At 59.6% G+C, this 25,783-nt stretch carries 21 protein-coding genes; 11 read left to right on the forward strand and 10 right to left on the reverse strand.

Translation table 11 applies throughout. From position 1 onward, the window contains the following. Nucleotides 1-95: 95 nt before the first annotated feature. From D8U61_RS25010 to D8U61_RS25020, 3 genes are all read left to right on the forward strand, one after another. Nucleotides 96-1,541, forward strand: a complete 1,446-nt coding sequence (locus tag D8U61_RS25010) for a cytochrome ubiquinol oxidase subunit I (protein WP_024014409.1) — start codon at nt 96-98, stop codon at nt 1,539-1,541. 3 nt (nt 1,542-1,544) lie between these two features. After that, nucleotides 1,545-2,552, forward strand: a complete 1,008-nt coding sequence (cydB, locus tag D8U61_RS25015; RefSeq protein ID WP_016773089.1) for a cytochrome d ubiquinol oxidase subunit II — start codon at nt 1,545-1,547, stop codon at nt 2,550-2,552. 84 nt (nt 2,553-2,636) lie between these two features. Continuing rightward, nucleotides 2,637-2,804, forward strand: coding sequence for a DUF2474 domain-containing protein (locus D8U61_RS25020; RefSeq protein ID WP_016773090.1), 168 nt, complete (start codon nt 2,637-2,639; stop codon nt 2,802-2,804). Between the two features lie 72 nt (nt 2,805-2,876). Here the strand turns inward: D8U61_RS25020 and D8U61_RS25025 are convergent, their stop codons facing one another. Continuing rightward, nucleotides 2,877-4,001, reverse strand: coding sequence for a class I SAM-dependent methyltransferase (locus tag D8U61_RS25025; RefSeq protein WP_130887743.1), 1,125 nt, complete (start codon nt 3,999-4,001; stop codon nt 2,877-2,879). A gap of 174 nt (nt 4,002-4,175) precedes the next feature. After that, entirely contained in the window at nt 4,176-4,886 is a 711-nt protein-coding gene (locus D8U61_RS25035; RefSeq protein WP_177433367.1) for an autoinducer binding domain-containing protein, read from the reverse strand. A 311-nt stretch (nt 4,887-5,197) separates the two neighbouring features. Between D8U61_RS25035 and D8U61_RS25040 the strand changes: the two genes are divergently transcribed. Further along, nucleotides 5,198-5,974: a ferredoxin--NADP reductase gene (locus tag D8U61_RS25040; RefSeq protein WP_130927856.1), complete on the forward strand. Its 777-nt coding sequence runs from the start codon at nt 5,198-5,200 to the stop codon at nt 5,972-5,974. A gap of 45 nt (nt 5,975-6,019) precedes the next feature. Here D8U61_RS25040 and mscL read toward each other — a convergent pair whose 3' ends face one another. Further along, the gene (gene mscL / locus D8U61_RS25045; RefSeq protein ID WP_024014404.1) at nt 6,020-6,433 is read right to left on the reverse strand and encodes a large-conductance mechanosensitive channel protein MscL; all 414 of its coding nucleotides are present in this window, start codon (nt 6,431-6,433) and stop codon (nt 6,020-6,022) included. Nucleotides 6,434-6,718: 285 nt separating this feature from the next. On the opposite strand from mscL, the gene katB reads away from it, so the two are divergent. The 3 genes from katB to radA are packed head-to-tail and all read left to right on the forward strand — an operon-like array spanning nt 6,719 to nt 10,278. Next, nucleotides 6,719-8,260, forward strand: a complete 1,542-nt coding sequence (gene katB, locus D8U61_RS25050) for a catalase KatB (protein ID WP_110603132.1) — start codon at nt 6,719-6,721, stop codon at nt 8,258-8,260. Nucleotides 8,261-8,317: 57 nt separating this feature from the next. Beyond that, the gene (locus D8U61_RS25055) at nt 8,318-8,863 is read left to right on the forward strand and encodes an ankyrin repeat domain-containing protein (protein ID WP_130927857.1); all 546 of its coding nucleotides are present in this window, start codon (nt 8,318-8,320) and stop codon (nt 8,861-8,863) included. A gap of 47 nt (nt 8,864-8,910) precedes the next feature. Then, on the forward strand, nt 8,911-10,278 hold the full coding sequence (gene radA / locus D8U61_RS25060) for a DNA repair protein RadA (RefSeq protein ID WP_024014403.1): 1,368 nt from the start codon (nt 8,911-8,913) through the stop codon (nt 10,276-10,278). 182 nt (nt 10,279-10,460) lie between these two features. Here the strand turns inward: radA and D8U61_RS25065 are convergent, their stop codons facing one another. After that, nucleotides 10,461-10,829: a PilZ domain-containing protein gene (locus D8U61_RS25065; protein ID WP_071173654.1), complete on the reverse strand. Its 369-nt coding sequence runs from the start codon at nt 10,827-10,829 to the stop codon at nt 10,461-10,463. A 159-nt stretch (nt 10,830-10,988) separates the two neighbouring features. On the opposite strand from D8U61_RS25065, the gene D8U61_RS25070 reads away from it, so the two are divergent. The 3 genes from D8U61_RS25070 to yjiA all read left to right on the forward strand — a co-directional run bounded on the left by D8U61_RS25070 (nt 10,989) and on the right by yjiA (nt 14,392). Next, nucleotides 10,989-13,055, forward strand: coding sequence for a carbon starvation CstA family protein (locus D8U61_RS25070; protein ID WP_130927858.1), 2,067 nt, complete (start codon nt 10,989-10,991; stop codon nt 13,053-13,055). 15 nt (nt 13,056-13,070) lie between these two features. After that, a complete protein-coding gene (locus D8U61_RS25075) occupies nt 13,071-13,268 on the forward strand; it encodes a YbdD/YjiX family protein (protein WP_003228401.1) in 198 nt (65 codons plus the stop codon). A 152-nt stretch (nt 13,269-13,420) separates the two neighbouring features. Continuing rightward, nucleotides 13,421-14,392: a GTPase gene (gene yjiA / locus D8U61_RS25080; protein ID WP_130887747.1), complete on the forward strand. Its 972-nt coding sequence runs from the start codon at nt 13,421-13,423 to the stop codon at nt 14,390-14,392. Between the two features lie 116 nt (nt 14,393-14,508). Here yjiA and D8U61_RS25085 read toward each other — a convergent pair whose 3' ends face one another. The 6 genes from D8U61_RS25085 to morA form a co-directional block, all read right to left on the reverse strand. After that, nucleotides 14,509-15,213: a GntR family transcriptional regulator gene (locus tag D8U61_RS25085; RefSeq protein WP_125925965.1), complete on the reverse strand. Its 705-nt coding sequence runs from the start codon at nt 15,211-15,213 to the stop codon at nt 14,509-14,511. Between the two features lie 18 nt (nt 15,214-15,231). Continuing rightward, nucleotides 15,232-15,936, reverse strand: a complete 705-nt coding sequence (locus D8U61_RS25090; RefSeq protein ID WP_016773102.1) for a FadR/GntR family transcriptional regulator — start codon at nt 15,934-15,936, stop codon at nt 15,232-15,234. 49 nt (nt 15,937-15,985) lie between these two features. Beyond that, a complete protein-coding gene (locus tag D8U61_RS25095) occupies nt 15,986-17,299 on the reverse strand; it encodes a C4-dicarboxylate transporter DctA (RefSeq protein ID WP_110603140.1) in 1,314 nt (437 codons plus the stop codon). 240 nt (nt 17,300-17,539) lie between these two features. Further along, nucleotides 17,540-18,115 carry a hypothetical protein gene (locus D8U61_RS25100; RefSeq protein ID WP_130902279.1) on the reverse strand — a complete coding sequence of 192 codons (576 nt, stop codon included), beginning with the start codon at nt 18,113-18,115 and terminating at the stop codon, nt 17,540-17,542. A gap of 208 nt (nt 18,116-18,323) precedes the next feature. Further along, on the reverse strand, nt 18,324-19,577 hold the full coding sequence (glyA, locus tag D8U61_RS25105) for a serine hydroxymethyltransferase (RefSeq protein WP_016773106.1): 1,254 nt from the start codon (nt 19,575-19,577) through the stop codon (nt 18,324-18,326). 297 nt (nt 19,578-19,874) lie between these two features. Further along, nucleotides 19,875-23,723: a cyclic di-GMP receptor MorA gene (morA, locus tag D8U61_RS25110; RefSeq protein WP_122881721.1), complete on the reverse strand. Its 3,849-nt coding sequence runs from the start codon at nt 23,721-23,723 to the stop codon at nt 19,875-19,877. A 287-nt stretch (nt 23,724-24,010) separates the two neighbouring features. Here morA and ettA point away from each other — a divergent pair, with 287 nt between their 5' ends. Next, complete coding sequence (gene ettA / locus D8U61_RS25115; protein ID WP_016773108.1) at nt 24,011-25,675, forward strand: energy-dependent translational throttle protein EttA; 1,665 nt, start codon at nt 24,011-24,013, stop codon at nt 25,673-25,675. The last annotated feature ends 108 nt before the right edge of the window (nt 25,676-25,783 follow it).

The raw sequence follows: 25,783 nt of genomic DNA on the forward strand, positions 1-25,783 counted from the left end.
AAGAACGAATCCGAATTCGCCGCACTCCATATCCGTGGGGGCAGTGGTGCAGGCCTCCGGGCCAGCTACCCGTATTACCTGACAGAGGAAGCCATATGTTCGGTTTAGAGGCTCTCGATCTCGCCCGAATTCAGTTCGCGTTCACCATCTCGTTCCACATTCTGTTCCCGGCCATCACCATCGGCCTGGCGAGTTACCTGGCGGTGCTCGAAGGCTTGTGGCTGAAGACCCGCAACGACACCTACCGCGATCTCTACCATTTCTGGTCGAAGATTTTCGCCGTCAACTTCGGCATGGGCGTGGTTTCCGGGCTGGTCATGGCTTATCAGTTCGGCACCAACTGGAGTCGTTTCTCCGACTTCGCCGGTGCCGTCACCGGGCCGTTGCTGACCTATGAAGTGCTTACGGCGTTTTTCCTTGAAGCCGGTTTCCTTGGCGTGATGCTGTTCGGCTGGAACAAGGTCGGGCGCGGCCTGCACTTCTTCTCGACGGTGATGGTAGCGATCGGCACGCTGATTTCGACCTTCTGGATTCTCGCCTCCAACAGCTGGATGCAGACCCCGCAAGGCTTTGAAATCGTCAACGGTCAGGTGATCCCCACCGACTGGCTGGCAATCATCTTCAACCCGTCATTCCCTTACCGGCTGATGCACATGGCCACGGCCGCGTTCGTCGCGACGGCGTTCTTCGTCGGCTCGTCGGCGGCCTGGCACCTGCTGCGCGGCAGGGACAACCCGGCGATCCGCACCATGCTGTCGATGGCGATGTGGATGGCGTTGATCGTCGCGCCGATCCAGGCTGTGATCGGCGACTTCCACGGCCTCAATACGCTCAAGCACCAGCCGGCAAAAATCGCGGCGATCGAAGGCCACTGGGAAAACCATGGCGACGAAGCGACGCCGCTGATCCTGTTCGGCTGGCCGGACATGAAAGAGGAACGCACCAAGTTCGCCGTAGAGATTCCATACCTCGGCAGCCTGATCCTCACCCACTCGCTGGATAAACAAGTGCCGGCGCTGAAGGAATTTCCACCGGAAGACCGGCCGAATTCGACCATCGTGTTCTGGTCGTTCCGGATCATGGTCGGCCTCGGTTTCCTGATGATCTTCACCGGGTTGTGGAGCCTGTGGCTGCGCAAGCGTGACTCGCTGTATACCTCGCGGCCGTTCCTGCATCTGGCCTTGTGGATGGGGCCGTCCGGTCTGATCGCGATTCTCGCTGGCTGGTTCACCACGGAAATCGGCCGTCAACCGTGGGTGGTCTATGGCCTGATGCGCACCGCAGATGCTTCGTCCAACCACAGCTTCATGCAGATGAGCATCACCCTGATCATGTTCGTCGTGGTCTATTTCGCCCTGTTCGGCGCCGGTCTCGGCTACATGATGCGCCTGGTGCGCAAAGGGCCGAAGATCAGCGAAGGCAGCGAAACACCGGACGGTGGTCCAGGCAAGAAACGCACCCCGGCGCGTCCGTTGTCCGCAGCCGACGATCCGGCCGAGGGCGAGCACGAAGACAACACTCGCTTGACCAAGGAGATTTGACTCATGGGTATCGATCTTCCGCTGATCTGGGCCGTGATCATCATCTTCGGCATCATGATGTACGTGGTCATGGACGGCTTCGACCTGGGCATTGGCATTCTCTTCCCGTTCGTACCCGGCAAGACCGATCGCGACGTGATGATGAACACCGTCGCCCCGGTCTGGGACGGCAACGAAACCTGGCTGGTACTGGGTGGCGCGGCGTTGTTCGGCGCCTTCCCGCTGGCCTATTCGGTGGTGTTGTCGGCGCTGTACCTGCCGCTGATCTTCATGCTCATGGGCCTGATTTTTCGCGGCGTGGCTTTCGAGTTTCGCTTCAAGGCCAAGGATGAAAAGCGTCACCTGTGGGACAAGGCATTTATCGGTGGTTCGATCGCGGCGACGTTCTTTCAGGGCGTGGCGCTGGGAGCGTTCATCGATGGTCTGCCGGTGGTCAATCGCCAGTTCGCCGGTGGTTCACTGGACTGGCTGACGCCGTTCACGCTGTTCTGCGGTGCGGCGCTGGTGGTGGCCTATGCCTTGCTCGGCTGCACCTGGCTGATCATGAAAACCGAAGGCAAATTGCAGGAACAGATGCATGATCTGGCGCGACCGCTGGCATTCGTCCTGCTGGCAGTGATTGGTATCGTCAGCCTGTGGACGCCTCTGTCGCATCCGGAAATCGCCTCGCGCTGGTTCAGCATGCCGAATCTGTTCTGGTTCATGCCGGTGCCGATTCTGGTGCTGGTCACCTTGTACGGCCTGATTCGCGCGGTGGCACGTAATGCCAACTACACGCCGTTCCTGCTGACCCTGGTGCTGATTTTCCTCGGCTACAGCGGTCTGGGCATCAGCCTGTGGCCGAACATCGTGCCGCCGTCGATATCGATCTGGGACGCCGCCGCGCCGCCGCAAAGTCAGGGCTTCATGTTGGTCGGCACGTTGTTCATCATTCCGTTCATCCTGGGATATACCTTCTGGAGCTACTACGTGTTCCGCGGCAAGGTCACCCACGAAGACGGTTACCACTAATCCCATGCTGGGCTTGCCCTGTGGGAGCGAGCCTGCTCGCGAAGGCGTCCGCAGTGACGCCTCGGCTTAACGGAGATCGATGCAATGACCGGCAAACATTCCCTGCACGACATTGAAGAAGCCGAAAAAAAGCCACTGTGGCAGCGGCTCGGCTGGTTGGCCCTGATCTGGGTTGGCAGTGTCGGCGTGTTGTTCATCGCCGCCAGCCTGATGCGCATGTTCATGAATGCCGCAGGTTTGACCACCCACTGAAACATCCCGTCCCGGCGCCTTCGGGTATGGATTTGCAACCCTCCTCACGGAGGGTTTTTTTACGCCGCAGTTTTATTTGCGCGCCTTGAGGATGACGAATTTCGGCGTCGCCGCCACTTGCTCGACACCACGAAACAGGCGCGCCAGTTTGCTGTGATAGCCCAGATGCCGGTTGCCGACGATGTACAGCGCACCACCAACCACCAGTGCCTCGCGCGCCTGCTGGAACATGCGCCAGGCGAGGAAATCGCCAACCACCTGCTGCTGATGGAACGGCGGGTTGCACAGCACCACGTCCAGCGACTGCGGCGCCTGCCCGGCCAGACCATCGCCAGCGCGCACGGTGACTTCGCGATCGGCCAATGCCGCGCGCCAGTTCTCGGCAGCCGATTGCACCGCCATGAACGATTCGTCGACCAGCGTGTAATGTGCATCCGGGTTCTGCAAGGCGCTGGCGATTGCCAGAACACCGTTGCCGCAACCGAGGTCGGCGACTCGCGCGTGGCCAAGGTTTTTCGGTAGATGCGGCAGAAACGCGCGAGTGCCGATGTCGAGGCCTTCGCGGCAGAACACGTTAGCGTGGTTGAGCAATTCGATCGCTGGTTCGTCGAGGCGATAGCGAGTCGGGTAGGGCGATGTGGCGGGCGCTTTGCTTTCAGGTGTGGCGATCAGCAATCGCGCCTTTTTCACTGCCAGCGATGCCTGCACAGGACCAACGTAGCGCTCCAGCAAGTCGCCGGCAGCGCGCGGCAGATGCTTGACCATGGCGGCGGCGATCACTTGCGCGCCGGGAGCGAGTTGTCCTTGCAGGCGGATCAGCTGTTCTTCCAATAGCGCCAGAGTTTTGGGGACGCGGATCAGCACCCGGTCAAACGGCCCGACCAAGGGCTCACTGGCCGGAATCGGACGAATCGCATCGAACGCCTGACCATTGCGCAGCAGATTCTTTTCCAGCCCGACGAAACCCAGGAACGAGTCGCCGCTGCTGCTCACCTCGACCTTGCCCAGCAGGCTGATTGCTAAGGCGCCAAAGCTGTCATTGAGCACCAGCACGCGGGTGCTGCTCGCAGGTTGTTCGCTGGCGAGATGATTGAGCAGGTATTCGTCCGCCGCATCGAAGGCTTGCAGTGGTTCATTCTGCTGTTCAGGCTGGCGGATCAGGTCGAGCTGGGCGAAAGGCGTTTCGAGCAAAGGCATGGGGCGGGGACTCAGGATATTCGGCAGATATCCCGTTGCCGGCAGATGGTGCGACGGGATCCGATCGAGTGGACTGCGATGCAAGCAGGTTGCGTCATCACTCGGAAAGGCCTGAATGGTACGTTTTTTTGCGCCTAAATACTCGCAGGATTACCGCGCGATAACGCTCAGCTGTCAGATAATGCCGGCACGAGCGGCGGCAATCACTGCGGAAATCTTGTTGCAGACGTTGAATTTTTCGATGACGTTTTGTACGTGATAGTTAACGGTGCGTTCGCTCAGGCTGAGGATTCGCGAAATATCGTGAGCGGTCTTGCCCACGGCGGACAGTTTCATGATCTCCAGCTCCCGGGACGATAGCCTCGGCTTGCTGGGCTTGGCCGGTGTGGGAACGGTGCGGGCATACAGGTCACTGAAGTGTCGGTTGGCAAAAAACAGATAACCGTAATGCTCATACAGTTCGAGCGGGCTGATCGGGCAGTGGGTGCGCGCCAGGCTGATGATGCTGCACAAACCACTGGTTTCGTCATGAAAGGCCTGCGACCAGCCATGCTGTAGTCCATTCTGTTTCAACGCCTGCCACAATTCTGGCGCATCGGTGAATACTCTTTCTTCCCAGACGATCGGCAATACCGAATGATTGCAATGCGCTATTACCGGATCAATATTCCGGTAGTTCTCTTTGTTGTACTGGATGTTCCATTCTTTCGGATAGTTATTGATTTGCAAGGCATTCAAATGGACATCGCGATGGGGGGAGGTGACCGCTATCGCACAATAGTTAAAGCCCAGATTCTCGGCAAATCTCAGCAGTATCGGGTATGCCGCCTCAATGCCTTTGGCAAATGTCAGTTGTTTCAATTGTGATTCCTTCCACGTTTCCATGAACTTTGCCTCCATCCTGATATAGGGGCGCCAAATGGATCCAAAAAATCCGGCACGAATCGAAGTGTAGGATCTTTCCTGCGAAACGCCTTACATTTTTTCGAGATTGAAACTTTGATGTTTTTTATAAAGTGTTCTTAGCAATACAGGCTGTTATATTTTAACTGGCATCTTAAAGTTATTGCTCTAGATCCAGCATTGCCAGCGAATCGAATGTTTAGCGCTGATCCCGTCAATACCATTACCAATCACGAGTGTTTGGCAGCGCGATTTTGCGGGACACTGTGGGCAATCGTTTCAAGGAGTGCCTCATGACTGCCAGTGCCGAGAAGTACACCACCCAGACCTTGCTCGATGTGCAACCGTTGACGCCGAACCTGTTCACGCTGCGCACCAGCCGTGATCCCGGCTTTCGCTTCCGTGCCGGCCAGTTCGCCCGGCTGGGCGTCACCAAGGCCGATGGCAGCACGGTCTGGCGCGCCTATTCGATGGTGTCGTCGCCGTTCGATGAGTTTCTCGAGTTCTTTTCCATCGTCGTGCCGGGCGGCGAATTCACCAGTGAGCTGAGCCGGCTACAGGTCGGCGACAGCTTGATGGTCGAGCGCCAGGCGTTCGGCTACCTGACGCTGGATCGTTTTGTCGACGGCCGAGACCTGTGGTTATTGTCGACCGGCACCGGGGTGGCGCCCTTTCTGTCGATCCTGCAGGACTTCGAGGTCTGGGAGAAATTGGAGCGGATCATTCTGGTTTACAGCGTCCGGGAGGCGCGGGAACTGGCCTATCAAGAGTTGATCGGCGGGTTGGCGCAACGTGACTATCTGAGTGAATACGCCCACAAGCTGCAATTCATCCCCACTGTCACCCGCCAAGCCCACCCAGGCGCATTGCAGGGCCGGATTACCACGTTGATCGAAAACGGCGAACTGGAACGAGCGGCAGGGGTTGAGCTCTCGCCAGAGCATTCGCGAGTGATGCTGTGCGGCAATCCGCAGATGATTGACGACACCCGCGCCTTGCTGAAACAGCGCGACATGCGCCTGAGCCTGACGCGCAAGCCGGGGCAGGTTGCGGTGGAGAATTACTGGTAACGAAAACGGCACCCGCGGGTGCCGTTTTGATGTGTAGCGAATGCCTCAGGGCCGCTCGTTCTGCGCCTTGAGCAGGTCGCGGATTTCGCCCAGTAGTTGCTCTTCCTTGCTCGGGATCGGCGGCGCGGTCGGCGCCACGGCTTCTTCGCGCTTGAGGCGGTTGATGGCTTTGACGCCCATGAAGATCGCAAACGCGACAATCACGAAATCCAGCACCGTCTGCAGGAATTTGCCGTAAGCCAGCACCACGGCGGGCGCATCGCCCTGGGCGGCTTTGAGCGTGACAGCCAGATCACTGAAGTCCACCCCACCGATCAACAGGCCAATCGGCGGCATGATCACGTCGCCGACAAACGACGAAACGATCTTGCCGAACGCCGCGCCGATGATGATACCGACGGCCATGTCGACCACATTGCCTTTGACCGCGAAGGCCTTGAACTCGCTAAGCACGCCCATAGTTATTTCCTTGTTACAGATGAGTTTGGTGTAGGCAGTGTAAATCAGCGAAACGCCTCCTGCGCGAAACACCTTCTTACAATGCCCGTTTTTATCGACACATCAATTGACGATTAGTTTGCAAAATGCCAGCAATCGCGCGCGGAATACGCGCTAACCCGCTGACGGGAAAGCCAATTTCTTCAATCATGGCGTTACGTTCTTTCTATTTATGTTCCTCGGCACGGGCCTCTAGCCTTGCTGTGGCGCACCTGGATGCGCCCAATAAAACCAGAGGAACCTGATATGACTTCCGCTCTTGGACTGGGGGCTTTTCCCCATCGCCGCACCCTCGGCGTTCTCACCGCCAGCCTGCTGACCTTCTCGGTCAACGCCGCTCCGCTGACCCGCGATAACGGCGCTGCTGTCGGTGACAATCAGAACTCGCAAACTGCCGGCGCCACTGGCCCGGTGCTGCTGCAGGACGTGCAACTGATCCAGAAGCTGCAACGCTTCGATCGTGAGCGTATTCCCGAGCGCGTGGTACATGCACGCGGCACCGGCGCTCATGGCACCTTCACCGTGACCGATGACCTCAGCGACCTGAGCAAGGCCAAGGTGTTCGCCGCAGGCCAGAGCACGCCGGTATTCGTGCGTTTTTCGGCGGTGGTGCATGGCAACCATTCCCCGGAAACCCTGCGTGACCCGCGTGGTTTCGCCACCAAGTTCTACACCGCTGACGGTAATTGGGATCTGGTCGGCAACAATTTCCCGACCTTCTTCATCCGCGATGCGATCAAATTCCCGGATATGGTCCACGCCTTCAAGCCCGATCCACGCACCAACCTCGACGACGATTCGCGCCGATTCGATTTCTTCTCCCATGTACCGGAAGCCACCCGCACACTGACCGAGTTGTATTCCAACTACGGCACTCCGGCCAGTTATCGAGAGATGGATGGCAATGGTGTTCATGCCTATAAGCTGATCAATGCCAAGAATGAAGTTCACTATGTGAAGTTTCACTGGAAAAGTTTGCAAGGCATCAAGAACCTCACGCCAAAGCAAGTCAGTGAAGTTCAAGGTCAGGATTACAGTCATATGACCAACGACTTGGTGAGTAATATCAACAAGGGCAACTTTCCGAAGTGGGACTTGTACGTGCAAGTTCTCAAGCCGCAGGATTTGTCCAAGTTTGATTTCGATCCACTGGATGCAACCAAGATCTGGCCGGGTATTGCCGAGCGCAAAGTTGGACAAATGGTCTTGAACCGTAATCCGGCCAATGTCTTCCAGGAAACTGAACAAGTTGCCATGGCACCGGCCAACGTAGTTCCGGGTATCGAGCCTTCGGAAGATCGTTTGTTGCAGGGCCGAGTGTTCTCTTACGCCGATACGCAGATGTATCGCCTCGGCGCCAACGCTTTGCAATTGCCAATCAACGCACCGAAAACCGCAGTGAACAATGGCAATCAGGATGGCGCGATGAATTTTGGCGCCAGCCAGTCCGGCGTCAACTACCAGCCAAGCCGCCTGCAACCGCGTGAAGAAACGCCAGCGGCGCGTTACAGCCAGTCGGCGCTGGCGGGCAGCACGCAGCAGGCGAAGATCCAGCGTGAGCAGAACTTCAAGCAGGCCGGTGATCTGTATCGCTCGTACAGCAAGCAGGAACGCCGCGACCTGATCGACAGCTTCGGCGGCTCGCTGGCCACCACCGATGACGAGAGCAAGCACATCATCCTGTCCTTCCTGTACAAGGCTGACCCCGAGTACGGCAGCGGTGTGACCGAAGTGGCCAAGGGCGACCTCAGCCGTGTGAAAGCACTGGCGGCCAAACTGACCGACTGATAGCGATGCGGCGCACGCGAGGGCTGTCCCGCCTCGCGTGCGCTCAAGGAGAGCCCGATGCGTATTTTTCTTTTGTGCCTGGCCGGGTGCCTGTCGTTCACCGTGTGGGCGGCACCGGTCGAGCAAAGCCCCGAGGCAATCAAGGCGCAGTTGCAGGATTACTACTTCGACGCCGCTCGCCGTGGCGATGTGCCAATGCTCGAGACCTTTATCGAGTCCGGCTATTCCCTCGATACCCGCGACAGCAAGGGTTACACCGCGCTGATTCTGGCCGCCTACCACGGTCAGGCGCCGGCGGTTGAGCGACTGTTGGCAGCGGGCGCGAACGCCTGTGCTCAGGATCAACGCGGCAACACGGCGCTGATGGGCGCGATTTTCAAAGGCGAGTTGCAGATCGCCCGGCGCCTGATGGCCACCGATTGCAGCCCCGACCAACGTAACGGCGCCGGACAAACAGCGGCGATGTACGCCGGGCTGTTCAAGCGTCTGGAATTGCTTGATGCGTTGAAAGCCAAGGGCGCCGACCTCAACGCCGAGGATCCGCTGGGTAACAGTGCCGCGCGTCTGGCCAGCGGCGAAATCCGTACCGCTGCGCCGCGCTGATCGGCGATGGCTGCGTTATCATCGCGTCTTTTGTTCCGGGGGTTCTGATGGCCAAGGCCAAGCGCATGTACGGCTGCACCGAGTGCGGCGCAACCTTTCCCAAGTGGGCCGGGCAGTGCGGTGAGTGCGGTGCCTGGAACACCCTGACCGAAACCATGATCGAAAGCGGCGGCGCCACGGCACCCACCGGGCGCACCGGTTGGGCCGGCCAGCAGGCGCAGATCAAGACGCTCGCCGAAGTCAGCATCGAAGAGATTCCACGTTTTTCCACCGCGTCCGGTGAGCTCGACCGCGTGCTCGGCGGCGGGCTGGTCGATGGCTCGGTGGTGCTGATCGGCGGTGATCCGGGGATCGGCAAGTCGACAATCCTGCTCCAGACCCTGTGCAATCTGGCCAAGAGCATGCCAGCGCTGTACGTCACCGGCGAAGAATCCCAGCAGCAAGTGGCGATGCGCGCTCGCCGTCTCGGCCTGCCGCAGGATCAACTGCGGGTGATGACCGAAACCTGCATCGAAACCATCATTGCCACTGCCCGCCAGGAAAAGCCCAAGGTGATGGTGATCGACTCGATCCAGACCATCTTCACCGAACAACTGCAATCGGCCCCGGGCGGCGTGTCGCAGGTGCGCGAGAGTGCGGCGCTGCTGGTGCGTTATGCCAAACAGAGCGGCACGGCGATCTTCCTCGTCGGCCACGTCACTAAAGAAGGTGCGCTGGCCGGTCCACGTGTTCTGGAACACATGGTCGACACGGTGCTGTATTTCGAAGGTGAATCCGATGGTCGTCTGCGTCTGCTGCGGGCGGTGAAAAACCGTTTCGGAGCGGTCAACGAGTTGGGCGTGTTCGGCATGACCGACAAGGGCCTGAAAGAAGTCTCCAACCCATCGGCGATTTTTCTTACCCGTGCTCAGGAAGAAGTCCCGGGCAGTGTGGTCATGGCGACGTGGGAAGGCACCCGACCGATGCTGGTCGAAGTGCAGGCGCTGGTCGATGACAGCCATCTGGCCAACCCGCGTCGGGTGACGCTGGGGCTGGATCAGAACCGATTGGCGATGTTGCTCGCGGTGCTGCACCGCCACGGCGGGATTCCGACCCACGATCAGGACGTGTTCCTCAACGTGGTGGGTGGCGTGAAGGTGCTGGAGACGGCGTCGGATCTGGCGTTGATGGCGGCGGTGATGTCGAGTTTGCGCAACCGGCCGCTGCCCCATGATCTGCTGGTGTTCGGCGAAGTCGGCCTGTCTGGCGAGGTGCGCCCGGTGCCGAGCGGGCAGGAGCGGTTGAAGGAAGCGGCCAAGCACGGCTTCAAACGCGCGATCGTGCCCAAGGGTAACGCACCGAAGGAATCGCCTCCCGGCTTGCAGATCATCGCCGTGAGCCGCCTTGAACAAGCACTTGACGCACTGTTTGAGTGAACGCCGAACCTCTGTGGGGGGTTATCCCCGTTGGGGCGCGTAGCGGCCCTGAAAAAACGGGTCTGCTGCGCAGCCCAACGGGGTAAATCCCCTCGCCACATAAATCCTCTCACCCCATAAATCCCCTCACCACATAGATTCCCCTCACCACAGGGCATTCCAATTCGGGGTTGGGGGTGGCGCTAGATTTCGATCAGGGCACCCAGTTCGCGCTCCAGCTCGGCCTCATCCGCCAGATTCAGTTCGATCAAGCGGCGCAGGCGCTGGATCGATTCCAGGCTGATGTGCCGGCAGATGAACCCCAAGTGGCCGTTTTCCTCGTGGGCCAGATGCACGTCCATTTCGATATCGACGTCTTCGCTCAGATGAATGTCTACGAAGAAGTCCTGCTCTTTATCCCCGAGCCACGGCTCCGGTCGCTCGATCAGCAGTCCCTTGAGCGACAGGTCGATCAGTTTGACCGGCCAGATGTATTCGCCCTGTTTCAGCTCGGTTCGGGCATCGAACGCAATACGTTTGAAACGACGTCGATTGGCGGGGTGCTCGCTCATGGCGCAATCCTCATGAAGGTTCGCTGACTATAGACCGCGAATGCGGGCGCCAGCCAATCGCTCAAGCGTCTAGACCTATGTCGGGGTATGGCCTTTGGCGCCGTAAGCGCTAAACTCGGGGTGGCTGTCTTTCTTGTCCACCCTGGCTGGAATAATAAAATGAAAAATAATAATAGCCTGCTGCGCCACTTACCCTGGCTCGTGCTGGCAATCGTAGGAGCGTGCGCCCTGGGCGTAGTGGCATTGCGCCGCGGCGAGGCGATCAACGCCTTGTGGATTGTGGTCGCTGCCGTGGCCATTTATCTGGTTGCGTACCGTTACTACAGTCTGTTCATCGCCAACAACGTGATGCAACTGGATCCGCGTCGGGCCACCCCCGCCGTGCTCAACAACGATGGTCTGGACTATGTGCCGACCAACAAACACATTCTTTTCGGTCATCACTTCGCGGCCATCGCTGGCGCGGGGCCACTGGTCGGTCCGGTGCTGGCGGCGCAGATGGGGTATCTGCCCGGCACACTCTGGCTGATAGCCGGTGTGGTGCTGGCGGGCGCGGTGCAGGACTTCATGGTCCTGTTCATGTCGACCCGACGCAACGGCCGTTCCCTGGGCGATATGGTGCGTGAAGAAATGGGCCGGATTCCCGGGACCATCGCACTGTTCGGCTGCTTCCTGATCATGATCATCATCCTCGCGGTGCTGGCGCTGATCGTGGTCAAGGCCCTCGCCGAGAGCCCGTGGGGCATCTTCACCGTGATGGCGACCATCCCGATCGCGATTTTCATGGGCATCTACATGCGCTACATCCGCCCCGGCCGCATCGGCGAAATCTCCGTGGTCGGTGTATTGCTGCTGCTCGGTTCGATCTGGCTGGGCGGGCAGATCGCTGCCGATCCGGTATGGGCCAAAGCCTTTACCTTCACCGGTGTGCAGATTACCTGGATGCTGGTCGGCTATGGTTTCGTCGCTGCATCGCTGCCGGTCTGGCTGATTCTCGCGCCGCGTGACTACCTGTCGACCTTCCTCAAGATCGGCACCATCGTCGCCCTGGCGATCGGCATCCTGATCACCATGCCCGAGCTGAAAATGCCGGCGTTGACCCAGTTCGTCGATGGCACCGGGCCGGTATGGAAGGGCGGTCTGTTCCCGTTCCTGTTCATCACCATCGCCTGCGGCGCGGTATCGGGTTTCCACGCGCTGATCTCGTCGGGCACCACGCCGAAGCTTTTGGATAACGAAATCAACGCCCGCTACATCGGTTACGGCGGCATGCTGATGGAATCGTTCGTAGCGATCATGGCCATGGTTGCCGCTTCGGTGATCGAGCCGGGTGTATATTTCGCCATGAACAGCCCGGCCGCAGTCGTCGGCAGTGACGTCGCTTCGGTGGCGCAGGTTGTCACGAGCTGGGGCTTTGCGATCACACCGGAAGCGCTGCAAGCGGTTGCCCATGACATCGGCGAAACCACCATTCTGGCCCGTGCCGGTGGTGCGCCGACTCTGGCGGTCGGTATCGCGCAGATCCTGCACAGTGTCCTGCCGGGTGAAAACACCATGGCGTTCTGGTACCACTTCGCGATCCTGTTCGAAGCGCTGTTCATCCTCACCGCTGTGGACGCCGGCACCCGTGCCGGGCGTTTCATGCTGCAGGACCTGCTCGGTTCCTTCGTACCAGCGCTGAAACGCACCGAATCGTGGGGCGCCAACCTGATCGCCACCGCCGGTTGTGTGGCGATGTGGGGCTGGTTGCTGTATCAGGGCGTGATCGATCCACTGGGCGGCATCAACACCTTGTGGCCATTGTTCGGCATCTCCAACCAGATGCTCGCCGGTATTGCGCTGATGCTCGGCACCGTGGTCCTGATCAAGATGAAGCGCCAGCGCTACATCTGGGTCACCCTGTTGCCGGCCACCTGGCTGTTGATCTGCACCACTACTGCTGGCTTCATCAAGCTGTTCGACGCCAACCCGGCGATCGGCTTCCTGTCCCTGGCCAAGAAGTACAGCGATGCGCTGGCCAACGGTCAGGTGCTGGCACCGGCTAAAAGCGTCGAGCAGATGCAGCACGTGATCTTCAACGCCTACACCAACGCCACACTCACCGCGCTGTTCCTGTTCGTGGTGTTCAGCATCCTGTTCTATGCGCTCAAGGTCGGCATCGCCGCCTGGGGCAAAAAAGAGCGTACGGATAAAGAATCGCCATTCCAGGCCCTGCCGGATGCGTAACCAGAGGATTGCAGCATGTTCAATGACCTGAGTCGCCTCGGTAAATACCTCGGTCAGGCCGCGCGCCTGATGGTCGGCATGCCCGACTACGACACCTACGTCGAGCATATGCAAACCAAACACCCGGACAAACCGGTGATGAGCTACGAGATGTTCTTTCGCGAACGTCAGGAAGCCCGTTACGGTGGCAAGGGTGGGCCGAAGTGCTGTTGAGCTGACAGCATCAGGTTGAGGTAATCCCCTGTGGGAGCGAGCCTGCGCGCGAATACGGAGTGTCAGTTGATGAATGATTTGACTGACACACCGCTTTCGCGAGCAGGCTCGCTCCCACATTTGTTTTTGTGTTCTTTTCAGGAGATCGGGTTTTGTCTTCTCCCATTCCGGTAACGGTTCTCAGCGGTTTCCTCGGCGCCGGCAAGACCACCTTGCTGCGTCATTTATTGAAAGCCGAGCACGGCCTGAAAATCGCCGTGATCGAAAACGAATTCAGCGACGCCGGCATCGACACTCAGTTACTGGGTGACGAGCCGGTGCAAGTCATGACCCTGGCCAACGGCTGCGTCTGCTGCACCATTCACACCGATCTGACCAAGGCGCTGTACCTGCTGCTCGAACGCCTGGACAGTGGCGAGATCGCCTTCGATCGTCTGGTGATCGAGTGCACGGGGCTGGCCGATCCGGCGCCGGTGGCACAGACCTTTTTCATCGAGGAAGAGCTGCGCGAGCGTTATCTGCTCGACGGCATCATCACCCTGGTCGACGCCGCTCACGCCGACGTGCACCTGACCCAGACCATTGCCCAGGCGCAGATCGGTTTCGCCGATCGCTTGCTGGTGAGCAAGACCGACCTGGTCGATGAGGCGACGTTCACTGCGCTGAGCGAACGCCTCACGCGAATCAACCGCCGCGCGCCGATCCGCGTGGTCGAGCATGGCAATATCGATCTGGCCGAACTGCTGGATGTACGCGGCTTCAACCTCAATGCTGACCTGGGCGGCGGTTTGAGCCTGCGTCCGGTGAGCAAGGCACCGTCGATCGATCGCATCTCCAGCCTGGTGCTGCGCACCGATCAGGCGCTGGATATCGATCAGCTCAGCGAATTCATGAACGAGTTGCTGGAAGAGCACGGCAAGCAGTTGCTGCGCTACAAAGGCGTGCTGAACATTGCCGGCGAAGATCGGCGGTTGGTGTTTCAGGGTGTGCTGAAACTCTATGGTTTCGACTGGGACACCGAATGGGCCGAGGGCGAGGCGCGCGAGAGTGTGATCGTGTTTATTGCCGATGATTTGCCGGAAGAGAAAATTCGGGCGGGGTTTGCCAGGGTTGCTTCTGCCTGATGGATCTTGGTTGTCAGTGATGGCGTCTTCGCGAGCAAGCTCGCTCCCACAGGAGACCGTATTCCGTCCAGAGAAATGCGGTCAACTGTGGGAGCGAGCTTGCTCGCGAAGGCGGTCTAACCGACAGCACAATGCTCAAGGTCTGGACCGAGCAGTGTCTGCTCAAGATGATCCAGATGCCGATCCATCAACATGCAGGCCTTGGAAACATCACCTCGCTCCACAACCTCAACCAACGACAAATGCTCCTGCCATGCGCAACAGCTTTGCGTCGAAAAATGACTCCGCGCAATCGCCAACGACGTCAGCGGCACCAGGCTGCGCAGAAAATGCGCCAACGGCACATTCCCCGCCATCCGTGCCAACTGCAAATGAAACTCCCCCGATAACCGAATCGCCGCCCCGCGCCGAGCCTGCTCGGTGGCGCGCTTCTCGCGCTCTATCAACGTGCGCAAACATTTCAGATCGTCTGGCTGCGGACGCTGACAGGCCAACCGCACCAAGGTGTGCTCAGCCAGCCGTCGCGCATGCAAGGTCTGCCGGATCAGCTCCCGATCAGGCGCGGCCACTCGTGGTCGATGATTGGCGCGCAATACCACGATCTGCTCGTGGGACAACTGCGTCAGCACCCGCCGCACATCGGCGCGGCCGGCGTTGAACATCGCCTGCAGAGTGTCCTCGGTGAACCGGCTGTCTTCATCGATACGCTGCTCGAGAATCGCGTCGAACACTCGCGGATACAGATCTTCCGTCGGCGTGCCCAGGCGAGAGACGGGCAGGGCGGTCGAATTGGCATGCGAGGCTGAAGCAAAACTGTTCATGGCCGTTCTCCTGGCAAATCAGGTGGGCAAGTTGTCGTCCGGAATATTCAGCTCAACGCCCATGCGCTGGCCTTCGCGCAGAATGTGCCGACGCATTTCGGCGCTGGCCTGAGCGCTGTTCTTGCTGCGGATCGCGCGGACTACCGCTTCGTTTTCTTCCAGGCGTTCGGCCAGATGTTCCGGGGAATTGCGCAATACCTCGGCGCTTTGCTTGAGGGCGTTGCTGGTCTGCTGTACCACGCTCTGGAAAATCGGGTTCGAGGTCAGCGTGAACAGTTCTTCGTGGAAAGCGATGTAGGCACTGACTCCGGCCTCACTGTCACCGGCCTCGAGGGCTTCGCGCATGTCCATCAGGGTCAGGCGCAATTGGCCGACTTCCTTGCTGCTGATCGATTGCGCGACCAGCCCGACGATGAACGGCTCAAGGGTGTAGCGCAGTTGCAGCACGTCTTCGAGACTGGCGCCGGCGACTGCGCTGTCGTGGCTCTGGCTGTCGCTGAGTTGTGCGTCGAGCACGACTACGCCTTTGCCCGGCATCGAGCGCACCAGGCCGAGGGTTTCGAGGACGATCACCGCTTCGCGCAGGCTGGGCCGGCTGATGCCCAGCTGTTCGGCCAGTTCGCGCTGGCCCGGCAGCATGTCGCCGGAGCGCCATTGGCCACGGGCCAACGCGGCGCGGAGTTTTTCCACCACTGAATTGACGACGGTTGAAGTTGTAATCACGTATTGGCTCCCTGCGCCGTGCCTGCATATTGGCAGGCACGGCACTCATTCAGAATTCTTTGGCCGCCGCCTGAGCGACGGTTTTTCGCGGTTGAAAGTTATAGCCCTGCTCACCGTTGAGCACCTTGTTCGCGCGCTGTACATCGATGTCTTTTTCCCAGCGGGCGATGGCCACGGTGGCGACGCAGTTGCCGATCAGATTGGTCAGCGCGCGGCCGATGCCCATGAACCAGTCCACCGCCAACACCAGCACCAGACCGACTACGGGAATCGCCGGGATCGCCGTCAGCGTCGCGGCGAGAATCACCAGCGCCGAACCGGGAATGCCGTGGGCGCCTTTGGAGGTGATCAGCGACACCAGCAGAATCGTCAGCAAGTCGGTCATCGCCAGCGGTGTGCCGGTGGCGTTGGCGATGAACACGATGGCCAGGGTCAGGTAGATCGAGAAACCGTCGAGGTTGAACGAGTACCCGGTCGGGATCACCAGACCGACCGTCGAACTGCCGATACCGAGGTGTTCGAGCTTGCGCATGATCTGCGGCAGCACGGCGTCGGAAGAGGCGGTGCCCATCACGATCAGCAGTTCTTCCCGCAGGTACTTGAGCAGCGGCCACATGCGCAGACCGGAAACGCGCATCACCAGACCGAGGATCAGCGCGACGAAGGCGACGCAGGTCAGGTAGAACAGACCGACCAGACTGCCCAGGTGCTGCAGCGAGTCGAGACCGTATTTGCTGGTGGTGAAGGCGATGGCACCGAACACGCCGATCGGCGCCAGACGCACGATCATGCCCATGATGCGGAAGATCACGTGGCTGAGTTCGTTGATCAATCGCGAAATCCCGGAAGCGGCTTCGCCAACCAGATTCAGCGCACTGCCGAACAGCACCGAGAACAGCAGCACTTGCAGAATATTGTTGTCAGCGAAGGCGCCGATCACCGAGGTCGGGATCAGGTCCATCAGAAATTGCGTGGTGGTGTGCATGTGCTGGCCGCGCTCGGCGAGGTCGCCCATGTCGGCGCTGGAGAGCTGCTCCAGATGAATGTTCGCGCCGCTGCCAATGCCGGTGCTGAAGGCGAACACCAGACCGATCACCAGAGCGATGGTGGTCAGCACTTCAAAGTAGATCACCGACTTCAGGCCGATGCGTCCGACCTTCTTCAGATCGCCCGCGCCGCTGATGCCGCTGACCACCACACAGAACACGATCAGGCCAATCAGCATCTTGATCAATTTGATGAAGCCATCGCCGAGCGGTTTCAGCTGGGCGGAGTATTCAGGAAGGGTCAGCCCGCAGACGATGCCGAGCATCAGTCCGAGAACCACTTGAAGGAAGATTGAACGCGAGCACCATCTGAGCATGGGAGGAATCCTGGGTCGGTGTCCTGGCTGCCGTACGCGTGGCGCAGCGGATTCAGGACTTAATTATTGTGGTCTTACCGGTATGTCCAGTGCAGGCGCAGTCTAGGCGCAGGTTTTCGCGGATCGCAAGGGAAAATTAGAAAATTGGCATGACCGGTCTTACCAGTTGTCTGGATGGCCCGGTCTTGAGCATTTGAGAAAAATTGGCGGCTATGCCTTTTTTTCTGGGCGGGGCGTGAGTCACGTTTTGATGACTGGTACATGTCTTTCGACGATGCTCAGGATGAAAGTGATCTTTGAACGTTCTTCGGTTTTGCCCAGATAGACGTAAGGCAGACTTCTGATTTTTATACCGCCCAGATAGGCATGATTTTTCAGTTTGAGAGAAACAGCTGTATGTACACCCGTTAAGTTGTCCAGCGTTATAGCGGTGCCGCTACGGTCGACAAGAATAAAAGTGCTCAAGTTGTCAGTCTCTGGCTTGACGGCCTCGACGGTGTCCAGCCAGTGATTGCTGATTACCTGATTGAAATAGTTGCCCTGGTTTTTCACGGTGAGGATGTAGCCGTCAGGGGTATGAGCGAAATGCAGCTTCAGCGGTTTTATCCGGCCGCTCTGCTCGTTGCTCCGGATGCCGAGCAGGTGGGACTGATCCCGTGTTTGCGGGCGTCCGGTATAGAAACCGCCGCTGAACAGACTGATGGTAGCCATCGCCGGTTTGCCGTACAGCTGTTCAAGAAAGCCGACCCTGTGGTCGAACATTCTCAATGTTGCGATGAAAGATTTTTCGATATTGCCCGTCATGATGAAATCCATTTATCAAGTCGGGTTTCAGACTAAGCGGTTTTCATCTATGGCGGTTTGCATGTGTGTTGCAAGAGTTTGGTTTGAACAACGAGATGAACAATCCTGCTGGACGGGATTAGCAGGTTGCTGCTTTATTCGGGTGGTATTTTTTTATTGAATTCATGGCAATAAAAAACCGGCCATCGTGACCGGTTTTTTATTGCGGATTAACGAGGCATCAAGCGCCGTACACCGGCAGTTTCTTGCAGATGGCTTTGACTTTCTCGCGAACGGCGTCGATCACCGCTTCGTTGTTCAGGTCAGCCAGGATGTCGCAGATCCAGCCGGCCAGCTCTTTGCACTCAGCCTCTTTGAAACCGCGAGTGGTCACAGCCGGAGTACCGAAGCGCAGGCCGGAGGTGACGAACGGCGAGCGTGGATCGTTAGGCACGGAGTTCTTGTTCACGGTGATGAACGCTTTGCCCAGAGCGGCGTCGGCATCTTTACCGGAGATGTCCTGCTTGATCAGCGACAGCAGGAACAGGTGGTTTTCAGTACCGCCCGAAACCACGTCGAAACCGCGTGCGATGAACACTTCGGCCATGGCCTTGGCGTTCTTCACCACTTGTTGCTGGTAAGCCTTGAACTCAGGCTGCAGCGCTTCCTTGAAGCAGATCGCCTTGGCCGCGATCACGTGCTCCAGCGGGCCACCCTGGGCGCCCGGGAATACTGCGGAGTTGAGCTTCTTCTCGATCTCGGCGTTGGCACGGGCCAGGATCAGACCGCCACGTGGACCGCGCAGGGTCTTGTGGGTGGTGGTGGTCACGACGTCGGCGAACGGCACCGGGTTCGGGTACACACCCGCGGCAACCAGACCGGCGACGTGAGCCATGTCGACGAACAGGTAAGCGCCGACCTTGTCAGCGATTTCGCGGAAGCGCGGGAAGTCGAGGATCTGCGAGTAGGCCGAGAAACCGGCAACGATCATTTTCGGCTTGTGCTCGACCGCCAGGCGCTCGACTTCGTCGTAGTCGATCAGGCCGTTGGCATCGATACCGTATTGAACGGCGTTGTACAGCTTGCCCGAGGAGGAAACGCTGGCGCCGTGGGTCAGGTGACCACCATGGGCCAGGCTCATGCCCAGAATGGTGTCGCCACCTTGCAGCAGAGCCAGGTAAACAGCGGCGTTGGCCTGGGAACCGGCGTGCGGCTGAACGTTGGCGTAATCGGCGCCGAACAGTTCCTTGGCGCGGTCGATGGCCAGTTGTTCAACCACGTCCACGTATTCGCAACCACCGTAGTAACGCTTGCCCGGATAGCCTTCGGCGTACTTGTTGGTCAGGACCGAGCCTTGAGCTTCCATCACCGCTGGGCTGGTGTAGTTTTCCGAAGCGATCAGCTCAATGTGTTCTTCCTGACGCTGAGCTTCTTGCTCCATGGCGGCAAAAAGGTCGGCGTCGTACTTGGCAATAGTCAAATCACGGCTGAACATGGCGGTCCTCAAGGATCGGGGGCAGAAAAGGGGGGCATTCTAACCCAACCGCTTTTGGATGACATATGAAACGACGTCATGTCGCAGACAAGTGGCGTTCATGACAGATGTGCGGTGCTTTTGCCGGCCCCTTCGCGAGCAGAGGGGCATTGATCGTTCCCACGCTCTGCGTGGGAATGCAGCCCGTGACGCTCCGCGTCAACTGCCGAAGCGGACGCAGAGCGTCCAGTGAGGCATTCCCACGCGGAGCGTGGGAACGATCGAAGGCTGCGATCTTTTCGGGCGCGCCGCAGATCGTCAGTCGAACATGAACAGCGCGTCGTTACAGAACTGCGCTTCAAACCGTCCCGCCGGCATCGGCCGGCCGAACAGATATCCTTGCACCTCATCGCAGCCATGCTCGCGCAGGAAGTCCAGTTGCTCATGGGTTTCCACACCCTCGGCGATCACCGCCAGGTTCAGGCTGTGGGCCATGGCAATGATCGCCCGGGCGATCTGCGCGTCCTGTTCGCCGGACGGCAGGCCGTCGACGAAAGTACGGTCGATCTTCAGCACGTCGATCGGGAATTGCTTGAGGTAGTTCAGCGATGAATAACCGGTGCCGAAGTCATCGACCGCGATGCTCAGGCCGAGGTTTTTCAGCCCGGCAAGAATCTGCATCGCCTCGCTGACTTCGCGCATCAGGATGCTTTCGGTCAGTTCCAGCTCCAGACACGCCGGCGGCAGGCCGGTTTCGCGCAGGATCGTCGCGATTCGCGTGCCCAACTGGCCGTCGGAGAACTGCCGTGCGGAAATGTTCACCGACACCTTCGGCACCCGCACCCGTTGCTGGTGCCAGGTTTTCAGCTGTCGACAGGCCTCGCTGATGACCCAGTCGCCAACGTCCACCACCAGACCAAGCTCTTCCAGCACCGGAATGAAATCCCCCGGCGGCACCAGCCCGCGACGCGGATGGCGCCAGCGCAGCAGCGCTTCGGCGCCGGTCAGGCGCTTGCCGTCGCCACTGAACTGCGGCTGGTAATACAGGACGAATTCGTTCTGCTCCAGCGCATGGCGCAGATCGCTTTCCAGTTCCAGACGCTCCAGCGCACTGGCGTTCATGTCGGCCTGATAGAACTGGAAGTTGTTCTTGCCGCGTTCCTTGGCGTGGTACATCGCCGTGTCGGCGTTTTTCATCAACTGGCTGAGTTCATTGCCGTCCTGCGGACTCAGGGCGATGCCGATACTGGCGGTGACGAAGAACTCGCGGCCCTCGAGCACGAACGGCCGCACCAGGCTGGCGAGAATCTGCTCGGCTACGTGAATCGCCCGGTTCAGCGCCAGTTCGCGGTTGGAACGATGCTGCAGCAGCAAGGTGAATTCGTCGCCACCCATGCGCGCGACGGTATCGTCGTCATCGACGCAGGCCAGCAGGCGCGTGGCCATGTCCTTGAGCATGCGGTCGCCTGCGGCGTGGCCCAAGGAGTCGTTGATCGGTTTGAAACGGTCGAGGTCGAGGAACATCAGCACCACCCACGACTTCTGCCGTTCGGCCGCTTGCAGCGCGGTGTGCAGACGATCCTGGAACAGCGTGCGGTTCGGCAGGTGGGTGAGGGCGTCGTAATAGGCGAGGCGGTGGATGCGCTGCTCGCTGGCCTTGCGCTCGCTGATGTCGCTGAAGAAACACACGTAACTGGCCAGATCGCCCTCATCGTCGAGCACGGCAGTAATGCCGACCCACGCCGGGTAATGTTCGCCGTTACGGCGCTTCATCCACACTTCGCCTTCCCAGGTGCTGTGCTCGTGCAACTGCTTGAGCACGTAGCGCAAGTGCGCGTCCTGCTGCTCGTCGACAGTGAGCATGTTCGGCAACTGGTCGAGCACTTCGCCGACGCTGTAGCCGCTGACCCGACTGAACGCTTCGTTGGCCTGGACGATGTAGCCGGCCGGGTCGGTGATCAGGATTGCCGAAGTCGAGTGCTCGAATACCGTGGCGGCCATGCGCAGATCTTTTTCGGCACGGCGCTGTTGACTGATATCGCGGCCGACGCCGAGCACGCCTTCGAACGCGCCGTGCTCGTCCCACACCAGCACCAGGCGCAGTTCGATCGGAATCTTGCGGCCGTCGGCACGCAGGCAATCGAAGAGGAACAGCTGCGTTTGCACCTGACTGCGCAGCAATGCCAGTTGCTCGGGCTTGTCCAGCGCCTTGCTGACGCGGTCCATCAGCACATGAATGCCGTTCAGTTGCCCGGGATTGGCGATGATCGATTGCCAGCCGTTCTGGAAAATCCATTCGGCGTTGTAACCGAGCACGGCCTGCACCGAGGGGCTGACATAGTTCAGCGAGAGCTTGCTGTCGGTGGAGAAAATCACGTCGCTGATGCTTTCGGCGAGCATGCGGTAACGCTGCTCGCTGTCACGCAGCGATTCGCTGGCCTCGATCTGTTCGGTGATGTCCTTGGCCACGCCGATGATCCGCGTGACCTGATCGTGCTTGTCCCGTGCCAGCGCCTGTTCACGGATGTCGAAGCGCCGCCACTTGCCGTCGCGATGGCGGAAGCGCAATTGGCATTGCAACAATTGGCTGTAACCGGCGTGACGCTGCAACTGCCGCGAGCGATGGTAATAGTCGGCGTCTTCCGGATGCAGGAGGATTTCCCAGAAGTATTCGCCCATCTGATGCAGTTCAGTGCGGTTGTAGCCGAGGGTCTGGCCGAGGTGGTGGTTGCTGAAAATCATCCGCTGGCTGATCACGTCCTGCACATACAGATGATCGGGCACGGTGCGCACCACGTCCGACCAGAAACCTTCACGCTCCAGCAGCGACAGTTCGATCAGCTTGCGGCTGGTGATGTCGTTGATGCTGAGGATCACCGCTTTATAGTCGTGCTGCTCGCTCGGCAGGCGCAAAACCATCCACAGATGCTGGTCGCGACCGTTGCTGTTGGGCAGTTTGATTTCCAGTTCCAGCTGTTTCTGCTGCTGCAGGACGGCGTCGAGGATCTGCTGACCGATCGCGCACTGCGGATGGCGCTGGCCATCGATCAGCAGTTGCCAGGCATCGTCGCAGGAGTGCACATCGAGCAGTTGCAGGGCGACCTGGTTGACTTCGGTGACGCGCATTTCCGCAAGCAACTGCTGGCGCTGCTGCGGTTGGTCGAGCCAGGCCTTGAGCTGGTCACTGGTCTGGATCTGCGCCTTGTCGAACGTCTGCTTGAGGCCGGACAGGTCGAGTACGCACAAGGCCACGCCGGTGCCTTCGAAAATATCCTGATAACGCCGCCGGCCTTCATGCACCTGACGCTGGCGCCGACGCATGTTCAGCAGCGCGATCACCGGCAACATCGAAAACGCCAGGCCGAGCAGGCATTTGCCGATGAACGCTGGCAGCAATTCTTCGAGTACGCGCTGGCGGTCGAACAGCCCGCGCAATTGCCAGTCGCTGCTGCTCAGCGGCACGGTCAGCACGGTGTTGGCGACATCGTCGGGCGTCAGCCCGCCAGCCTTGACCGAGGGCAGCCCGGCGTCGCGGCTGATGATCTGGTGATTGAGGCGGTTTTCCACCAGCCACAACGGGCGCAGGGCGGTGGCGTCCTGTTTGGTCAGCGAGTCGAAGAAGGTTGGCGTCAAACGCAAGGCCCAGTAACCGCGACTGCTGCCGCTGGCCTGATGCAACAGCAGATGCACCACCGAGCCGTCATCGGCATTGCTGAAGTAATGCGCCTGGGCACGGCTGCGGCGCACCAGTTCGGTCAGGTAATCGGCGTCGGAACTGTCGGTGGCGCTGTCGCTGATGATCCGGCCGGAGGGCGAGAGCAGGGCCATGCTACGCAGATCTGGCAGCGAGCGTTGCAGTTTGCGCAGGAGCATCTGCTGTTCGTCGGCAGTTTGCGGTTGTTCGACGATCGGTAGCAGATTGAGGGCGATTTGCGCATTCAGCGCCATGTTCAGGCTGACCTGAGCGGCGAGGTCGGCGGTGTAATCGATGGTGTATTGACGCTGATTTTTCTGAGTTTCGCGCAATTGATCGAGCAGTTGCCAGAACAGCAACGCGAGCAATAACAGCACGAGGGTGGCCAGCGCACCCTTCAATGTCCCGCGCAGGGGCGAGCCGGGCGCCGGTGGGGTGCTGCTCACAGAGGCTGGCGGAGTGACATTGGTCAAGCTGTGATCCTGCGATTTGGCTGGACTGGCGCGACGTGCACTATAAGCCGGACGCCCGAAGGGCGGCTAGCATGCCTTGACTCGTGGCGAAGTGCCAGCCCCTCTCGGCTGGACTGCCTTCCAGCATTAAGGTAGCTTTGCCGGTTAGACCGGGGGCGTTCCAGCCCCTACAATCAGACTTTTTCCAGCGCGCACGCATTGATCGCGATCAAGTGAACGACGCGCACAGTCTGGCCAGGCATCGCCTGCGCTCCAATCATTCATCTGTCACTGACCCAAGGTTCTCCATGGCTCAATACGTCTTCACCATGCATCGGCTGGGCAAAGTTGTTCCGCCGAAGCGGGAAATCCTCAAGAACATTTCGCTGTCCTTCTTCCCCGGCGCCAAGATCGGCGTGCTCGGCCTCAACGGTTCGGGTAAATCCACGCTGCTGAAAATCATGGCCGGCGTCGACACCGAGTTCGAAGGCGAAGCCCGTCCGATGCCGGACCTGAACATCGGTTACCTGCCGCAAGAGCCGCAGCTCGACCCTGCCAAGACCGTGCGTGAAGTGGTCGAGGAAGCGGTCAGCGTGATCAAGGATGCGCAAGCGCGTCTGGACGAGGTCTACGCGGCCTACGCCGACCCGGATGCCGACTTCGACAAGCTTGCTGCTGAACAGGCCAAGCTCGAAGCGATCCTGCAGGCCAGCGACGGCCACAACCTTGAGCGGCAGCTGGAAGTCGCCGCCGATGCGCTGCGTCTGCCAGCCTGGGACGCGAAAGTCGAACACCTGTCCGGTGGTGAAAAGCGCCGTGTCGCCCTGTGCCGTCTGCTGCTGTCCGCGCCAGACATGCTGCTGCTCGACGAACCGACCAACCACTTGGATGCCGATTCGGTGGCGTGGCTGGAGCATTTCCTCCACGACTTCCCGGGCACCGTGGTCGCGATCACGCACGACCGTTACTTCCTCGACAACGTCGCCGGCTGGATTCTGGAACTCGACCGCGGCGCGGGCATTCCTTACGAGGGCAACTATTCGGGCTGGCTCGAAGCCAAGTCCGATCGTCTGGCCCAGGAATCCAAGCAGCAGTCGGCTCACGAAAAAGCCATGAAAGAAGAACTGGAGTGGGTGCGCAAAGGCGCCAAGGCCCGCCAGTCGAAATCCAAGGCACGTCTGCAACGCTTCGAAGAAATGCAATCGCAGGAATTCCAGAAGCGCAGCGAGACCAACGAGATCTACATCCCGGCCGGTCCACGCCTGGGCGACAAGGTCATCGAATTCAAGAACGTCACCAAGGGCTACGGCGATCGCGTGCTGATCGACAACCTGTCGTTCTCCATGCCGAAGGGCGCCATCGTCGGCGTGATCGGCGGTAACGGTGCCGGTAAATCGACGCTGTTCCGCATGCTGATGGGCAAGGAAACCCCGGATTCGGGCAGCATCGAAATCGGTGAAACCGTGCAACTGGCCTGCGTCGACCAGAGCCGTGAAGACCTCGACGGCAGCAAGACCGTGTTCCAGCAGATTTCCGACGGTTCCGACCAGATCCGCATCGGCAACTACGAGATCCCGTCGCGCACCTACGTCGGTCGCTTCAACTTCAAGGGCGGCGACCAGCAGAAGTTCGTCAAGGATCTGTCCGGCGGTGAGCGCGGTCGTCTGCATCTGGCGCTGACCCTGAAGGAGGGCGGCAACGTCCTGCTGCTCGACGAACCGTCCAACGACCTCGACGTGGAAACCCTGCGTTCGCTGGAAGAAGCCCTGCTGGACTTCCCGGGCGCCGCCATTGTGATCTCTCACGATCGGTGGTTCCTTGACCGTGTCGCCACGCACATTCTGGCGTACGAAGACGACTCGCAAGCGGTGTTCTTCGAAGGCAACTACACCGAGTACGAAGCCGACCGCAAAAAACGCCTCGGCGAAGCAGCGGCCCAGCCACACCGGGTACGTCACAAGAAACTGGCCTGATTCGGGTTGGTTGCACAAGAGCGGAGCCTTCGGGCTCCGTTTTTTTTGCCCTGGTTTTTTCCTGATATACCGAGTTGCGGCTTTCGCGAGCAGGCTCGCTCCCACAGG

It is taken from the genome of Pseudomonas sp. Sample_14 (genome assembly GCF_004307515.1).
Classification (GTDB): Bacteria; Pseudomonadota; Gammaproteobacteria; order Pseudomonadales; family Pseudomonadaceae; genus Aquipseudomonas; species Aquipseudomonas atacamensis.

What these genes read in the sequence shown, in the direction of transcription:
- D8U61_RS25010 (WP_024014409.1), top strand. Translation starts at nt 96, where the DNA reads ATGTTCGGTTTAGAGGCTCTCGATCTCGCCCGAATTCAGTTCGCGTTC.
- cydB (WP_016773089.1), top strand. Translation starts at nt 1,545, where the DNA reads ATGGGTATCGATCTTCCGCTGATCTGGGCCGTGATCATCATCTTCGGC.
- D8U61_RS25020 (WP_016773090.1), top strand. Translation starts at nt 2,637, where the DNA reads ATGACCGGCAAACATTCCCTGCACGACATTGAAGAAGCCGAAAAAAAG.
- D8U61_RS25025 (WP_130887743.1), bottom strand. Translation starts at nt 4,001, where the DNA reads ATGCCTTTGCTCGAAACGCCTTTCGCCCAGCTCGACCTGATCCGCCAG.
- D8U61_RS25035 (WP_177433367.1), bottom strand. Translation starts at nt 4,886, where the DNA reads ATGGAAACGTGGAAGGAATCACAATTGAAACAACTGACATTTGCCAAA.
- D8U61_RS25040 (WP_130927856.1), top strand. Translation starts at nt 5,198, where the DNA reads ATGACTGCCAGTGCCGAGAAGTACACCACCCAGACCTTGCTCGATGTG.
- mscL (WP_024014404.1), bottom strand. Translation starts at nt 6,433, where the DNA reads ATGGGCGTGCTTAGCGAGTTCAAGGCCTTCGCGGTCAAAGGCAATGTG.
- katB (WP_110603132.1), top strand. Translation starts at nt 6,719, where the DNA reads ATGACTTCCGCTCTTGGACTGGGGGCTTTTCCCCATCGCCGCACCCTC.
- D8U61_RS25055 (WP_130927857.1), top strand. Translation starts at nt 8,318, where the DNA reads ATGCGTATTTTTCTTTTGTGCCTGGCCGGGTGCCTGTCGTTCACCGTG.
- radA (WP_024014403.1), top strand. Translation starts at nt 8,911, where the DNA reads ATGGCCAAGGCCAAGCGCATGTACGGCTGCACCGAGTGCGGCGCAACC.
- D8U61_RS25065 (WP_071173654.1), bottom strand. Translation starts at nt 10,829, where the DNA reads ATGAGCGAGCACCCCGCCAATCGACGTCGTTTCAAACGTATTGCGTTC.
- D8U61_RS25070 (WP_130927858.1), top strand. Translation starts at nt 10,989, where the DNA reads ATGAAAAATAATAATAGCCTGCTGCGCCACTTACCCTGGCTCGTGCTG.
- D8U61_RS25075 (WP_003228401.1), top strand. Translation starts at nt 13,071, where the DNA reads ATGTTCAATGACCTGAGTCGCCTCGGTAAATACCTCGGTCAGGCCGCG.
- D8U61_RS25085 (WP_125925965.1), bottom strand. Translation starts at nt 15,213, where the DNA reads ATGAACAGTTTTGCTTCAGCCTCGCATGCCAATTCGACCGCCCTGCCC.
- D8U61_RS25095 (WP_110603140.1), bottom strand. Translation starts at nt 17,299, where the DNA reads ATGCTCAGATGGTGCTCGCGTTCAATCTTCCTTCAAGTGGTTCTCGGA.
- D8U61_RS25100 (WP_130902279.1), bottom strand. Translation starts at nt 18,115, where the DNA reads ATGGATTTCATCATGACGGGCAATATCGAAAAATCTTTCATCGCAACA.
- glyA (WP_016773106.1), bottom strand. Translation starts at nt 19,577, where the DNA reads ATGTTCAGCCGTGATTTGACTATTGCCAAGTACGACGCCGACCTTTTT.
- ettA (WP_016773108.1), top strand. Translation starts at nt 24,011, where the DNA reads ATGGCTCAATACGTCTTCACCATGCATCGGCTGGGCAAAGTTGTTCCG.